Raw genomic sequence first — 15033 nt, 5'->3', positions numbered from 1 at the left:
GGGGAATGAACAGGGCGGACGAAAATCCGACTCTGCAGCCGAGGAATCCAATGATGAAACAGGAACAGTACCTAGCCCGGAAACACCTAAAGGAGTTACTCACTACCCTGATCGAGGATGGCTATCAGTGTATCGGGCCGCGAGTACGCGACGGGGCCATTGTCTACGCCCCGCTGACCTCTATTGACCAGCTGCCTTGGGGGGTTAGCGATCGGCAACAGCCCGGCGGCTATAAGTTGAGCGCACCGCCGGCGTCCCCCGCCGGACTGAATGCTGCGCTACAACCGGTGCACCCCGGCCAGCGCGCGTTTGACTGGTCGGTGCCAGCCACCAGCATCAAAGCGCTGCTCTTTGCACCAAGCGAGCCGCTCTGGTGTGCCCGGCCCGATGCATCGGGTCAGCTGGTCTTTCGTCAGAGCTTACCGGAACCGGAGCGGGTTGCCCTGTTCGGTGTTCGGCCCTGTGACCTAAGGGCCATCGCTATTCAGGATCGAGTTTTTTTAGCCGGTCCCTATGCCGATATCCGCTATCAATTGCGTCGCAGCGAGCTCTTCATTATTGCGCTGAACTGCACGCACAGTGGCGATCTGTGTTTTTGCGTTGGCACGGGCGGCAGCCTAAACGCCGAGCGCGGCTATGATCTGGCGCTCACCGAATTGGACAAGGGTTATCTGGTCCGATCCGGGTCCAAGGCCGGCCGTTCGGTGCTCACTCGACTCAACGCCCGACCGGCGTCCAGTAGCCAACGCAAACTCGCCCAAGCGCAACAGGCTGAGGCGTATCGTCAACAGCAGCACCGCCAACCAAAGCTGCCCAGCCCAGCAGAATGCCTCAGTCTGCTCAATCTGCCGACGCATCCGGAATGGGCCGCCGTTGCCGAGCGCTGTCTAGCTTGCGCTAATTGCACCCAAGCTTGTCCAACCTGCTTTTGCCACACGGTGGTGAATCAGAGCAATCTGGAACTGAGCCAGAGCGAGCACAGTCGGCAATGGGATTCCTGCTTCAGTGACCAACACAGCTATTGCGCCGGTCAGGTAGTGCGCGCCACCACCGAGCAACGTTATCGCCAATGGCTCAGTCATAAGTTTGCCAGCTGGCAACAACAGTTTGGCGAGTTCGGCTGTGTCGGCTGTGGCCGCTGCATCAGTTGCTGTCCGGCGGGCATCGATATCATCGAGGTGCTGAACCGGCTGTGCCACAACAAACCGGAATTAGCGAAGGAGGCAACATGAAAGCCAACCGATTGCAAAGCGATGCTTACCTACCCTGGGTCGCCGATATTATCGATCGCGTCCAGGAGAGCCCAACCGTTTTCACCTGGCGCTTGCGCTTTACCGAGCCCGACATCCAACAACGGTATCGTTTCGAGCCTGGGCAATTCAACATGGTGTACCTATTTGGCGTGGGTGAGATCCCCATTTCCATCGTCTCCGATCCCGATGATGCCGATTGTTATGCGCATACCATTGCGGTGGTTGGGCGCATTACCCAAGCCATGGCCCGGCTCAGACCCGGCGACCAGGTTGGTATTCGTGGCCCCTTCGGTCAGGGTTGGCCAATGGCTCAAGCCCAAGGTCAAGATGTCGTGGTGATAACCGGCGGACTGGGCTGTGCCCCGGTGACCTCGGTAATCCAATATATACTGCAGCGGCGCGACCGGTTCGGCGCGCTGTCGATTCTACAGGGGGTTAAACGGTCCAGTGAGCTGGTCTATCGCGCCCGCTATTCCGCCTGGGCGGCCGCTCCTGATACCCACGTCCTGCTCGCGGCCGATCAGGCTGGACCGCAGTGGCCCTGGTATACCGGCACCGTGGTCGATCTGCTGAAACAGATCGAGATAAACACTGAGCACACTCTGGTCATGGCCTGTGGCCCGGAAGCAATGTTGCAGGCTGCCATGGACCATCTAATCGACCTCGGCCTGCCCGCGAATCGGCTGTTTCTGAGCATGGAGCGCAATATGCAATGTGGCGTGGGGCACTGTGGCCACTGCCAACTCGGCGGCCAGTTTGTTTGTAAAGATGGTCCCGTCTTTGCCTACCCCCAAGTGCAAGAGCTGATGGCCATCAGCGGATATTAGGAGCCCAACATGCCTATACTTAATCTTCCTGCCAAACCGCGTATCGCGATCCATAAGTTTGCCTCCTGCGATGGCTGCCAACTGGCCTTTTTGAATCTCGGACCGGCCTTGCTCACCCTGGCTGAGCGGGTCGAGATCGTACACTTTGCCGAGGCCGGCCCGGTTGAACCCGAGGCACCGGTCGATATCGCCTTTGTCGAGGGTAGCATCAGCACCGCGCACGATAGCGAACGGATCAAACGGATTCGCGCCGGCTGCACCTACCTGGTCAGTATCGGCGCCTGTGCCACTAGTGGGGGCATTCAAGCGCTCAAGAACGCTGCGGATGTCGCCGCCTGGACTCAGGCAATCTATCCCCACCCCGAGCTGATTGAGAGCCTGCCCCGTTCGGATTCGGTCGACCGCCATGTCAGGGTCGACTTCGAGGTCTGGGGGTGCCCCATCGGCAGTGACCAGATTGTCAGCCTAATCACCGCTTTGCTCCAAGGCGTACCACCGAGCACGTCGAGCGATAGCGTCTGCATGACCTGTAAGCAGCGCGGCCAAAGCTGTATTTTGGTGACTGGCCAGCAGCCCTGTATGGGTCCGGTCACCCGAACCGGCTGCGGTGCGCTATGCCCAGCGCTCGGCCGCGCCTGCTACGGCTGTTTCGGCCCCGCGAACCAGGTCAACTACCGGGCCTTGGCAGACTGTTTTGCCCGCATGGGTCTGACCGCCATGCAAACTGCCGCACGCTTTAACTTCATTAACGGCCAAGCGCGGGCGTTCTCCGAGGCAGCTGGCCAATTGCATGAATCGACCTAAAGCACCGCTGCGAGGAGACCACTATGACGTCAGACATCAGTATTCGGGTACCCATACTCGCGCGCGTTGAGGGCGAGGGCGCATTGGAACTGGACATAGAGCGCGGCCAAATCCATGACCTTAAATTGCGCATCTACGAGCCACCGCGGTTTTTTGAACAACTGCTGGTCGGCCGATCCTATCAGGAGGTCTTGGATGTGGTTGCGCGGATCTGCGGCATCTGCCCGGTGGCCTACCAAATGAGTGCGGCCCAGGCTTTGGAGCAGATCTTCGCCCTGCAGATATCACCCTGGACGCAGGCCATGCGCCGGCTGTTCTATTGCGGTGAGTGGCTCGAAAGCCATGGCCTGCATATTCACCTCTTGGCGGCACCGGACTTCCTCGGTTTTGACAGTGCGCCGGCCATGGCGCAACGCTACCCGGACGAACTGCGCCGGGGTCTGCGGCTGCATGAACTGGGCAATGATCTGGTCAGCCTGTTCGGCGGCAGGGCCGTACATCCGGTCGGGGCCTGTGTCGGCGGCTTTTATCGCGCCCCGGCACAGGCCGATGCCGATGCGTTACTGACCCGGCTGCGCGCGATCGAGCCCGAGGCCGCCGCCTTGGTCGGTTGGACCGCTACCCTGCCGCTAACGGACCTGAGCAATGACTTCGTCAGTGTCGCTCTATCACATCCCGATGAATACGCGATCAACCGGGGTCGACTGCGCTCCAGTGCCGGCTTGGATCTGGCGGTTGCCGACTACAACCGGCACTTCCATGAGAGTCAGGTGGCTCATTCCAGTGCATTGCATTGCCATCTGCAGGGCAAAACCTATCTCACCGGCCCGCTGGCTCGGGTCAATCTAAACTGGGCCCAGCTGCCCGAGGTGGTGCGCGACAATGCCCTGGTCTCGGGCCTAACTTTCCCATCGCGCAATATGTTTCACTCCATTGTGGCCCGGGCGATTGAGATTCATTTTAGCGTCGTCGAAGCAATTCGGCTGCTCTGCGACTATCGACCGACTCAGACACCCAACATGAGTGTGGTGACGCGCGCCGGTGAAGGCTTTGGCTGCACCGAGGCACCGCGCGGTATTCTCTGGCACCACTATCGCACCGATGCCCAAGGCATTATCGAGTTCGCGCGCATCGTGCCACCGACCAGTCAAAACCAAGCTCGTATCGAAGAGGATCTGCGCAGCAGTCTCATCCAGTTTGGCCTGGACCAACCGGCCGACGCTTTGCGCCTGTTAAGCGAGCAGGTGATTCGCAATTACGACCCCTGTATCTCCTGTGCGACCCACTTTTTAGACCTGCGCCTGAACCGACGAGGATAGATCGAAATGACAACTTATGAACCCAGCCTTGGCTCGACACGGGTCAATATTTTCGCCTTCGGCTCCCCTTTTGGCGATGACTCGATCGGTTGGCGTCTGGCGGAGCGCTTAAACGAGGTGCGACTGCCGAGCGACATCGGCCTCTGCGTCCAACAGCTCGACCGGCCGATTCTCACCTTGACGCAGCGACTGGAGCCCGAGGTACCCACCCTGATCGTCGACGCCATGGTGTCGGGCCAGCAGCCGCTCGGCAGCCTACAGGAATTCACCCTAACCCAATTGCCCGACGCCTTGGCGCAGTTGTCCAGTCATGGTTATGGGCTGTTGGCCAGTTTGCAGTTGGCCAATGCACTGGGACGCCTGCCGGCCATATGCCTGATCCTAGCGATTGAAATCAACCCGCAAAGCAAACCCGCCGGGCCGCTCTGCCAAACCTTGGCTCAACGACTGGCGCCCCTGTCCGAGCAGGTCTTGGCGCGCGCTAGGCAATTGGCGCACGAGCCGAGTAACGCGCTCTGAGCCGATGTTTTTCGTTGCCAAGACGGCTAGTAAAAAAATGGCCGGCCAACGCGCGTCGAACAAGTCTACCTCCATGCTGAAATCGTATACACTGGAAATCAACTCTCTGTTCAGGTGCACGATGCGCAATCTCACATTGAAATGGGTAATGATCATCCTCATCGCGGTTAAGAGTCATCTGGTTTACGCGGCTGACGCTTGTGAGACCCCACCACTTTTGGTCGGTTCTTCCAGTCTGAAGGTGTGGCTCTGGGATGTTTACGATGTTGAATTGAAGACCACCGATGGGGCCTACCAACGGGGCATCTACCCGCTCCAGCTCGAGGTAACTTACAAGCGAGCGTTCAGTAAGAAAGACCTGCTCTCAGAAACCCAGAAGCAATGGCAGCGCTTTGATCTCGATGCCCAGCAGGAGCAGCGTTGGTTACAGGAACTCAATGTCTTCTGGCCGGATATCAGCAAACAGGACCGGCTTCGCTTTCAGATTTGCGCCGATCAGACCAGTCGATTCTTCTATAATGACCGCGCCATTGGCCGGATAGAAGACCCGATGTTTGGTGACTACTTTTCATTGATTTGGTTAGACCTAGACGGTCCCTTCCCTGACATGACCCGGGAACTCATTGCGCAGAATTAGCAAAACGTTGAGCCGTTACTGACCGATTTGCACTGATCCCACTGCGCTCATGCACCGCGCTATGAGTGCGTAACGGGCATGGCCCAGCAGTCTATAAATGGGCTGGTGTGTTGGCCGACACCAAGACACAGGGTTCGTCAAAGGGATTGCGAAAACGGTGCGGTCGACGAGAGTCAAAATAGTAGCCTTGACCGGCGGTCAGCTCAAATACCTGGTCGTCGACAGTTATTTCAATTTTGCCAGAAATCACATACCCGGCCTCTTCGCCATCGTGACTGTAGCCTTCAACGCCGGTATCGGCCAAGCTGGGATAGGTTTCTAACATGAAGCCTAATTGCGGATTGGGAAAATTCTTACCGATCAGCTCCCAACATACACCATTGCTTTGGGTTCTCTGGAACTGAGCCGGCGTATACACCACAGGTAGCTCCGTATTGCCCTGATCGCCGGTATCGAAAAACTCCAGTAAGGTCATCGGCAAGCCCGACAGCACCTTGCGCAGAGAGCTTATGCTCGGGCTGACGCTATTCTTTTCTATCATCGAGATGGTCGAGTTGGTGACACCAGCGCGTTTGGCGAGTTCTCGCTGAGAAAAGCCAGACAATTTTCGGACAGCCTTAAGCCTAGTCCCTACATCTTCCAATGCGCGGTTCCTCGATATTGGGTTGGATACCGCAGTATACAGCTAAAGGAAGGGAATCAAAAATATTGCACAGCTGTTTCCGATTTAACACAGGCACGTTCCAATGCTGGACGACATTCTGTTCAGCAGCTACTCTCCTGAGGCTATGCTTGTCCCCTCTACTCAAGACCCCAGATCCTAAACACAGGTGATTCATGCTTAATCCGCGCACCCACAGTTCCGAACATCCGGATTCCTATTACACCTCGAGTCGCACTTATCACCAGACCTACCCAACGCTGCATGCGTCGATCGAGGCCGATATTTGTGTGATTGGTGGCGGTTTCAGCGGCGTCAACACCGCTCTGGAACTGGTCGAACGCGGGTTTAAGGTGGTTCTACTGGAGGCCTATCGGATCGGTTGGGGCGCCTCCGGACGCAATGGCGGCCAGTTAATTCGTGGCCTAGGGCATAGTGCCGAGCAGTTTCACAACGCCTTAGGCCAAGCGGGCGTGCAGGCCATCGAGCAAATGGGTCTGGAAGCGGTCGACCTGGTCAAGCAGCGCATCGACCAATACAACATCCAATGTGATCTCAAGATGGGCTTTTGCGATCTGGCCCATAAACCCCGCGATATGGCCGATTTAGAGCGCCAGAAGGCCTGGCTCGAGAGTGTTGGCTACAAGCATAAGACCCAGTTCCTCGGGCCCGACCAGATGCATGAGGTGGTCGGCTCAGACAATTACATCGGCGGCTTGATCGACATGGGCAGCGGTCATGTCCACCCGCTCAACCTGGTCTTAGGGGAAGCCGAGGCCGCTGCGACGCTGGGTGTGCAGATTTTTGAACAATCGAAGGTGCTCGACATCGTCTACGGTGAGCGCCAAACCATCCACACCAGCTCCGGCCAGGTTAGCGCAGATCGGCTGGTAATCTGCGGCAATGCCTATGTCGCCGGTCTCGACAGCCACTTGGAAAGCCAGGTATTACCCGCCGGCAGCTATCTGATTGCCACCGAGCCGCTAACCGATGCGCAATGGCAACGGGTACTCCCTCAGGATATGGCGGTCTGTGACCAACGCGTGGCACTCGATTATTACCGCCTCAGTGCCGACCGCCGCCTGCTGTTTGGCGGCCTGTGCAACTATTCCGGACGCGACCCCGCATCGATTCTGGCCGCGCTAAAACCCCATATGGATAAGGTGTTTCCCTATCTGAATGAGGTCAAAATCGACTATCAATGGGGTGGTATGATCGGCATCGGCGCCAATAGAATGCCGCAAATCGGTCGCTTACGGCCTAATGTCTACTATGCCCAAGCCTATGCCGGGCATGGCATCAACGCCACCCATCTGGCCGCTCATGTTATCGCCGAGCATATCGCGCAGGAAAGTGAACGCATCACCCTATTTGAGAAAATACATCACCTGCGCTTTCCGGGCGGCCGCCAATTCCGGGCACCGCTATTGGCCGCGGGCATGCTCTACCACCGGGCCAAGGATCTGTTCTAGCCGACCCGTGAACGTCCTTATGCCGGTCCCACTCATCGATCAAATTCGCTGAGCTATCGGTCAATGCGCCGATTGACAGCGTCGGTGGAACATCGCAGGATGCGCTGGGGTCGATGCGACGAGCCCACCTTTCCCGCCCGAACTAGGAATCTGATACCGATGAAGAGTGAAAAATACCAGCAGGGCATGGTTATGCGCCGTAACGTCTTAGGTGATGAATATGTCGATCGGGCGATTGACGCTGCGACCGATTTTAACCGGCCGTTGCAGGATATGGTGACTGAGAACTGCTGGGGTGAGGTATGGACGCGACCGGCCTTATCGCCGCAGACGCGCAGCCTGATCACCATTGCGACCTTAGCGGCGCTGAAGGCCTCGACCGAACTCAAGGTCCACGTCCGGGGCGCATTACGCAATGGCTGTTCGGAAGCTGAGATTCAGGAAGTCTTGCTCCAATCGACCGTTTATTGCGGTGTTCCGTCTGGCATCGAGGCCTTTCGAGCCGCCAAGGACGCAATCGAGGCGTGGCAGGCCGAGCACCCCGATCAGGCCGGCTAAACCGGCTCCAAAAAACGCCAAATAATTGGCACGGACGGTTATAACCCCACTACAAATTATTACCCGCACTCAGGTGACGCCCATCAAGACAAGGGCTATTCTTGAGGGTCACATCACTGTTGAACCAGGATACTGCCATGGTAGGTCCCATTCATTCCGCCCCCTCGACCCAGCCGCTGCAACAAGCTCGAGTTTCGGTGGATCAATCGCTCAATCGGATCAGCTCGGGACAACGCCTGAATGGTGCCGCAGACGATGCCGCCGGGTTGGCCATCAGTGAAACCTTCAGTGCCCAGACTCGCGGGCAATATCAGGCCATTCGCAATGCCGGGGACGGTATGTCTCAGGCGCAAACCGCCAGCAGTGACCTCAGCAGCTTGGTAGAAGGCACACAGCGGATTCGCGAGCTGGCGGTCCAGTCGGCCAATGGCATTTACAACGATGCCGATCGCGAGCTGATCAATAAAGAAGTCGACTCAATCAAAGCACAGATGAACTCGGTTTTGGAGCAGTCCAACTTTAATGGCAAACCGTTGTTTCGCGGCGGCAGTGACTCGGTTTACCAAATTGGTCCTGATAGTGGCGACACCCTAGTCATCGCCGCCAATAACCTGCAAGATGAGGCCGCCCAACTGGGCTTGGCTGATGTCTCGGTCAATAGCGCCGATCAGGCACAAAATACCATCGCATTGGCCGATGACCTGCTCGATCGCTTTAGCGCAACAGCCGCCGATCTGGGTGCCGTGCAGAACCGATTTTCAGCGCGCATCGACACCCTGAGTCAACAGATTGAAGCCTCCACCGCCAGTGGATCACGCATCACCGATGCCGATGTGGCGAAAGAGAGCACGAACATGGTTCAAAATCAGATACAAGAACGGGTCGGCATTGCCCTTCAGGCTCAGGCCAATCAATCAGCCGGCAACATACTCCAACTGCTGGGCCGCTAAGAGCGGTCCGAACGCGCCCTAAAAGGAACGAACACCCCATGCACCAAATCGTCAAAAAATGGGGTATCGGCTTGCTGCTATCCTGCCTAGCAAGCCTGAGTCTGGCCAATTCGGAATGGGAAAATCGGCTCCTGACTCAACTGGATGAAGCCGCGACCTTAGAGCACCAACGCTTTAGTTTTCAGCAAGTCTCGCAAAGCTCAAAGGCGCGCAATTTCGCCCAATTTGAGCCTCAACAGGACCCACAGTGGCAATTATTGGAAGTCGACAATGAGCCTGCCAGCGCAGAGCAAAACAAAAAATTCCTCAAACGAAGGGACCGCCAACAGGATGAGGAGGACCCGGTAAAGTTTCGCGACATAGTCGCAGTCAATTCGGTTGAGCTCATGAAACAGGAAGACGGCAAGGTCTGGTTGAGTTTTGTGCCGCACGTCGGGGAACTGGCCGATGACAATGCCGATGCCCTGACCGGCTATGCGATCATGTCCTCTCTGGATCAACGGCTGTTAGAATTGCATATCGAGAACGTCGAGACCTTTTCGCCCGCGTTCTCGATCAAAATTTCGATGATGGTTATGTCGTTTCAGTTTATGAGTGTCGACGACCAAACGGTTCCGGCCCAATATGCTTTCAATATGAAGGGCAAGATCGGCGGTATCAAGAAACTCGAAGTTGAGTCTTCGACGGTTTACAGCAACTACCAACGCGCCGATTAGTTCGCCAGGCACCCCCGTCTGGTCACTCAAATATAGGGTAACAGCAGCTCATATTCCATGGGTGTGACCTGCTGTTCAAACATCCGCAACTCCGACCATTTACACGACTGATAAACATCGACAAAGTCTTTGCCAAACCACTTGTTCACGCGCGGATCCTTTTCCATATTGCGTAAGGCATCGCGCTGGTTATCGGCCACCGAGGGCTGGTCCTGCTCATAGGCATTACCATCAATCGGCATCGGCGGCTCAATCTTATTCATAATGCCTTCGGTCACCCCAGCCAACAGCACCGCTGTGGCCAGGTAGGGATTGGTGTCGGCACCGCACATCCGATGTTCAATACGAGTAGACTCGATACTGCCTGACGGAATCCGCAGCGCCACGGTGCGATTATCATAACCCCAGGTCTTGGTGGTCGGGGCAAAGGCATCTGGAGCCAGACGGCGAAAACTGTTGATGGTCGGCGCCAGGAAGCCCTGGGTGCTGTCGGCCATATCCAATAGGCCGCCAATCGCATGGCGCATATAAGGATTGGTGGTTGGGTCATCGGCGGCGAAAATATTGACCCCATCTTTCAGTAGGCTCAAGTGCAGGTGCAGACCGCTGCCGGCTTCCTGAATATAGGGTTTGGCCATAAAGGTGGCTTCCATCTTATATTTGGTTGCGACGCTGGCGATCAGCCGTTTGAGCAGCACCGAATGATCGACCGCCTGTAAGATGTCGCTGCCGTAATTCAGGTTCACTTCAAATTGGCCGGGCGCATATTCGGCAATCACCGTATCGGCCGGAATGTTCTGCTGCCGGGCCGTATCGATAACATCGCGGATAAAGAAGTCATACTCGTCCAGGTCGTCCATCGAATACACCTGGTTGGAGCGCATGCGCCGAGAACTGCCCGGTGGTTTGGGCGGCTGCAGATGACCATCGTCATCGCGAATGGCATCGAGCAGATAGAATTCCAGCTCCATGGCAATCCCCACCTCAAAACCCATCTGACTGAACCGCTCGACCGCCTGCACCAGAACTTGGCGTGGGTCGGCAAAGAAGGGGGTGTCGGTATCGTCTTCGAACATGGTACAGAGCACCTGAGCGCGATCACCGAGCTCATGCCAGGGTACGATGCTCAGCGTGCCCGCAATGGGGAAACAGAGTCGATCCCGATCGCCTTGCTCCATCCCCAAGCCGGCGTCCTCGACCGTTGATCCGCTGGCATCAAGCGACATTACCGATCCGGGTAGATAAAACCCCACGGTAAAGACCCGCTCGAGTAACTCTCTTTCAACGCGCTTGCCGCGTAAGACACCGTTCAGGTCGCATATTAGGAGTTCGATCGTGGTTACATCGGGAAAAGCTTCAAGGAAATCGGTCGCTTCTTTAACTGTCATGTAGAGTCATGCCTTGCATACTGGTTGGGGCGTTGTGGACTGCGCTTGGCGCACAATCCTTTTATTTAAGGTTAACGACTAACCTTCTAAGCAAAAAAACTATTCTGGTCCCATCCGCTTTGGTTGCCCGAGCAGCCTATCCCATGGCCATACTTGAACATTGTAGTCTTGGTCTACACTGGACAGAGGGATAGGAATTTTTGCGTCGGACTCCGATAATACTGAGCCATGGATCACCTGAGTCGACAGGTCGCGATCACATTCAGTAGAGGATGAGGGCACGTCAATCAAGAGCAGGGTATTAAGGGCGAGTGATTGATATATTGAACACAATGTAGCCGGTTTCTCGAGCCAATTCAAATCTATTCGGTGGCTTTTTTATTCGCCAGACCGCGCCGACCAATAGGTTGCAAAGCCCGTAATGAAGGCCTTCCAACGCCCTTCAATCGAGACCTTCTGACGCTCCAAATATATCCTGAGCAGTGTTTAAAATATTTTATGCTCGTGTAGACTGGGAATATCGAAAATAAGAGTGAACTTGATGACTAGTGAACAGCTCAAACCGCTGGTCGGGGTAATTTCCGACGTACAACAAATCGGGCCCCACCTATTCCATACCGCCGGCGATAAGTACTTACGAGCCTTAACGCTCGCCGCCAACGTTATCCCGGTCATCATTCCCGCGGTACTCGACGACCAAGCCATCGATCAGTGGCTGGCCCGGCTCGATGGCATCTTTCTAACCGGCGCCTATTCGATGATCGATCCGGCACACTATCAGGAAAGCAAGATCGACAAGCCCTACGACTATGACGCCGCGCGCGATGACAGCGCCTTTCAAATTGTGCGCGCGGTGATGCGCAACAATATCCCGCTTTTAGGAGTGTGCCGAGGCTTGCAGGACATCAATGTGGCCCTCGGCGGTTCGTTACACCAGGCGGTGCAAGAGGTTGCTGGCAAAGCCGACCATCGTGAAAACAAGGCAGATACGCTCGAGCAGCAGTTTGCGCCGCGCCATTCAGTACAACTGAGTAGCCAAGGTCGGCTGAAAGACATCTATGGCTGTGAAACGATGCAGATTAACTCGGTGCATTCCCAGGGTATTAATCGGCTGGCAGATGGGCTAGTCGCAGAAGCCACGGCACCAGACGGCCTCGTCGAGGCCGTGCGGATCGAAGCCATGTCATTTGGTTTTGCTGTACAATGGCATCCAGAATGGCAAGTCACGGAAAACCCCACTCAAAAACAACTATTCGAGGCCTTTGGCGAAGCGTGTCGTACGCGTCAGTCAATCGAAAACAGATGAAAGAGCTTACCAAGTGGTTAGAAACCAATAAGATCACTGAAATAGAATGCATCACACCCGACCAGACCGGCATTGCACGCGGTAAAATCATGCCGACCGATAAGTTTATTGCCGAAAAAGGCATTCGCTTGCCCGAAAGTGTGCTGATGCAAACCACCACTGGGGATTATCCCGATAACGAAATCTACTATCGGCTGCTCGATCCGCAAGATATCGATATGGAATTACGGCCCGATGAGAAGGCCGCCTTTACCGTACCCTGGGCCCAAGAGCCGTCTGCCCAAATTATTCACGACTGTTACGACAGCATGGGCAACCTGATGCCGCTGTCGTCGCGTGCCGTTCTGAAAAATGTATTGAAACTCTATGAAGACAAAGGCTGGTTGGCCATCGTTGCGCCCGAGGTTGAGTTTTATCTCACCAAGCGCTGCACCGATCCGGATATTCCCCTGGAGCCACCGATCGGTCGATCCGGTCGTCAGGAAAGCGGTCGGCAAAGCTTCAGCATCGATGCGGCCAATGAATTCGATCCAATCATTGAGGATATCTATGATTGGTGTGAAGACATGCATTTGGACATCGACACCCTGATTCACGAAGAGGGGGCGGCTCAGTTGGAGTTCAACTTCCGCCATGGCGAGGCGCTCAGGCTGGCCGACCAAGTGTTTATTTTCAAACGCACGGTGCGCGAAGCCGCGCTGAAACACGGCATCGGCGCGACCTTTATGGCCAAGCCAATTTCCGGTGAACCGGGCAGTTCAATGCATATTCACCAATCGTTGACCGATGCGAAATCCGGCGCCAATCTGTTTTCTAATAAGGATGGCTCAGCGTCGAATCTGTTTTATAACTACATTGGCGGCCTGCAAACCTATATTCCGCAGATGATGCCGATTTTCGCCCCCAACGTGAACAGCTATCGTCGGTATTTGCCTGGCGCCAATGGCAATGCACCGGTCAATATCGAATGGGGTGAAGACAACCGCACTGTCGGCTTGCGTGTGCCCAAGGCGAGCCCTGCGGCGCGGCGCGTTGAAAACCGGTTGCCCGGTGCCGACACCAACCCTTACCTGACCCTGGCCGGAAATCTGCTATGCGGGTATCTGGGTATGACGCAAGATCTCAAACCCCGTAAGCCCGTCCAGTACCGCATGGGCGGTGAAGCCGATGAGACCGTGCCTTGGAACCTGGAGGCCGCACTCGATGAGATGGCCTCTTCAGAGGTTATCCGCGACGCCCTAGGTACGAAGTTTGTCGACGGTTTTGTGGCCACCCGATGGGCCGAATACGAGGGTTTCAAACGCGTGATCAGCTCTTGGGAACGGCAGTACTTGCTCGCTACGGTCTAATCCAAACGGAGCTGAGGCTGACTCTCAGCCCCCTTTAAACAATCCACATCGATCAATTTGATCATCGGCAAGCATCTGCTCTTAGGTGCTCGCCGGCAGGTCGCAGCTGGTGAAAGCAACGCTACTGCCTGGGCGCACACCTCAGCCTGCAATTAGCGCAAAATAATTGAAGACGGGGCACCGATTCGCCAGTTATGCTTAGGCATCGGTTCCGCTCTTCACAGCGTACGAACCACTTTGCCTTTTTCGGATTTTAACGATGACGGATACTTTCGACCAATACTCCAGCGGCGACCTCGCCTTCACCCGCCAGTCGCCCTACGGCACAGAAATTGAAGCCATGTATGCCGGCGCTACCAGCTTTTTGCGCCGGCGGTACACCCGTGACCTAACCGATGTCGATGTCGCGGTGATCGGCGTGCCCTATGACCTGGCCACCTCGAACCGACCCGGTGCCCGGCTCGGGCCTCGGGCGGTGCGGGCAGCCTCGACCCAGCTGAGCTGGGCCCGGCCTTGGCCCTGGACCGCCGACCCGTTCAATACCTTAAATGTAATCGACTTTGGTGACTGTGTGTTCGACCCCGGCTCGCCCCATACGGTGGTCGACCAGATCGCACAATGGTATCAGCCGATCATTGCGGCTGGGGTTACGCCGCTGTCGATCGGCGGTGACCATTTCATCACCTACCCGATCTTAAAAGCGCTGGCGGACAAGCATGGTCCCATCTCCTTAATTCATTTCGATGCCCACAGCGATACCTGGCCGGACCGCAAGGGGCGCATCGATCACGGCACCATGTTCTACCACGCCGCCAAAGAAGGCATAGTCGACCCGCACAGTTCCGTGCAACTGGGCATGCGCACGATCAATGATTCCAACCTCGGTTACACCGTTCTGGATGCGCTTTGGCTGCACGAACAGGGCGTCGACAAGGCTTTAGCGATTATCAAACAGACGGTCGGGGATCGGCCCTGTTACATAACCTTCGACGTCGATTTTCTCGACCCCAGCTGTGCGCCCGGCACCGGCACGCCAGTCTGTGGTGGCTTCGACACGATCACCGGCATCCGACTGTTGCATGGTCTCACCGGCCTGAATCTGATTGGCTGTGATGTGGTCGAGGTGGCCCCGCCCTATGATCATGCCGAGATCACCGCCCTGGCTGCGGCGACCATGGCGACCAATATGATCTGCCTCTTGGCCGATGTCCTCAAGAAGCCGGAAGCCCCGGCCGATTGACGCGCACAATCGTCAGCCATTAAAAAAGGGCCCC

The 15033-nt window shown here is 56.2% G+C and carries 15 protein-coding genes; 13 read left to right on the top strand and 2 right to left on the bottom strand.

Annotation, left to right across the window (positions count from 1 at the left end):
• The first annotated feature begins 5 nt into the window (after positions 1-5).
• From REIFOR_RS03100 to REIFOR_RS03075, 6 genes are all read left to right on the top strand, one after another.
• Positions 6-1232 (top strand): 4Fe-4S dicluster domain-containing protein, encoded by a 1227-nt coding sequence (locus tag REIFOR_RS03100; protein ID WP_158524273.1) that lies wholly within the window; start codon positions 6-8, stop codon positions 1230-1232.
• Complete coding sequence (locus REIFOR_RS03095; protein ID WP_100256169.1) at positions 1229-2080, top strand: FAD/NAD(P)-binding protein; 852 nt, start codon at positions 1229-1231, stop codon at positions 2078-2080. Before REIFOR_RS03100 ends, REIFOR_RS03095 begins: the two co-directional genes overlap by 4 nt.
• Positions 2081-2089: 9 nt before the next feature.
• Positions 2090-2884 carry an NADH-quinone oxidoreductase subunit B family protein gene (locus tag REIFOR_RS03090; RefSeq protein WP_100256168.1) on the top strand — a complete coding sequence of 265 codons (795 nt, stop codon included), beginning with the start codon at positions 2090-2092 and terminating at the stop codon, positions 2882-2884.
• 23 nt (positions 2885-2907) lie between these two features.
• Positions 2908-4203 carry a Ni/Fe hydrogenase subunit alpha gene (locus tag REIFOR_RS03085; RefSeq protein ID WP_100256167.1) on the top strand — a complete coding sequence of 432 codons (1296 nt, stop codon included), beginning with the start codon at positions 2908-2910 and terminating at the stop codon, positions 4201-4203.
• 6 nt (positions 4204-4209) lie between these two features.
• On the top strand, positions 4210-4722 hold the full coding sequence (locus tag REIFOR_RS03080; RefSeq protein WP_100256166.1) for a hydrogenase maturation protease: 513 nt from the start codon (positions 4210-4212) through the stop codon (positions 4720-4722).
• Positions 4723-4870: 148 nt separating this feature from the next.
• Positions 4871-5359, top strand: a complete 489-nt coding sequence (locus REIFOR_RS03075) for a hypothetical protein (RefSeq protein WP_100256165.1) — start codon at positions 4871-4873, stop codon at positions 5357-5359.
• 91 nt (positions 5360-5450) lie between these two features.
• On the opposite strand, the gene REIFOR_RS03070 is transcribed toward REIFOR_RS03075, so the two are convergent.
• On the bottom strand, positions 5451-5963 hold the full coding sequence (locus tag REIFOR_RS03070; RefSeq protein ID WP_452595866.1) for a cupin domain-containing protein: 513 nt from the start codon (positions 5961-5963) through the stop codon (positions 5451-5453).
• A gap of 233 nt (positions 5964-6196) precedes the next feature.
• Here REIFOR_RS03070 and REIFOR_RS03065 point away from each other — a divergent pair, with 233 nt between their 5' ends.
• The 4 genes from REIFOR_RS03065 (at position 6197) to REIFOR_RS03050 (ending at position 9716) form a co-directional block, all read left to right on the top strand.
• On the top strand, positions 6197-7492 hold the full coding sequence (locus REIFOR_RS03065; RefSeq protein ID WP_100256163.1) for an NAD(P)/FAD-dependent oxidoreductase: 1296 nt from the start codon (positions 6197-6199) through the stop codon (positions 7490-7492).
• 159 nt (positions 7493-7651) lie between these two features.
• Positions 7652-8050 carry a 4-carboxymuconolactone decarboxylase gene (gene pcaC, locus REIFOR_RS03060; protein WP_100256162.1) on the top strand — a complete coding sequence of 133 codons (399 nt, stop codon included), beginning with the start codon at positions 7652-7654 and terminating at the stop codon, positions 8048-8050.
• A gap of 137 nt (positions 8051-8187) precedes the next feature.
• Entirely contained in the window at positions 8188-9000 is an 813-nt protein-coding gene (locus REIFOR_RS03055; RefSeq protein WP_100256161.1) for a flagellin N-terminal helical domain-containing protein, read from the top strand.
• A gap of 38 nt (positions 9001-9038) precedes the next feature.
• Positions 9039-9716, top strand: coding sequence for a hypothetical protein (locus REIFOR_RS03050; protein WP_100256160.1), 678 nt, complete (start codon positions 9039-9041; stop codon positions 9714-9716).
• A 26-nt stretch (positions 9717-9742) separates the two neighbouring features.
• Here REIFOR_RS03050 and REIFOR_RS03045 read toward each other — a convergent pair whose 3' ends face one another.
• Positions 9743-11104, bottom strand: coding sequence for a glutamine synthetase family protein (locus tag REIFOR_RS03045; RefSeq protein WP_100256159.1), 1362 nt, complete (start codon positions 11102-11104; stop codon positions 9743-9745).
• 541 nt (positions 11105-11645) lie between these two features.
• Between REIFOR_RS03045 and REIFOR_RS03040 the strand changes: the two genes are divergently transcribed.
• From REIFOR_RS03040 to speB, 3 genes are all read left to right on the top strand, one after another.
• Complete coding sequence (locus tag REIFOR_RS03040; RefSeq protein ID WP_100256158.1) at positions 11646-12410, top strand: gamma-glutamyl-gamma-aminobutyrate hydrolase family protein; 765 nt, start codon at positions 11646-11648, stop codon at positions 12408-12410.
• Entirely contained in the window at positions 12407-13759 is a 1353-nt protein-coding gene (locus REIFOR_RS03035) for a glutamine synthetase family protein (RefSeq protein ID WP_100256157.1), read from the top strand. Before REIFOR_RS03040 ends, REIFOR_RS03035 begins: the two co-directional genes overlap by 4 nt.
• Before the next feature lie 259 nt (positions 13760-14018).
• Positions 14019-14999, top strand: a complete 981-nt coding sequence (gene speB / locus REIFOR_RS03030; protein ID WP_100256156.1) for an agmatinase — start codon at positions 14019-14021, stop codon at positions 14997-14999.
• Positions 15000-15033: the final 34 nt, after the last annotated feature.

The sequence above is a fragment of the Reinekea forsetii genome, assembly GCF_002795845.1.
GTDB lineage: Bacteria > Pseudomonadota > Gammaproteobacteria > Pseudomonadales > Natronospirillaceae > Reinekea > Reinekea forsetii.
This window is presented reverse-complemented; position numbering and strand designations above follow the sequence as displayed.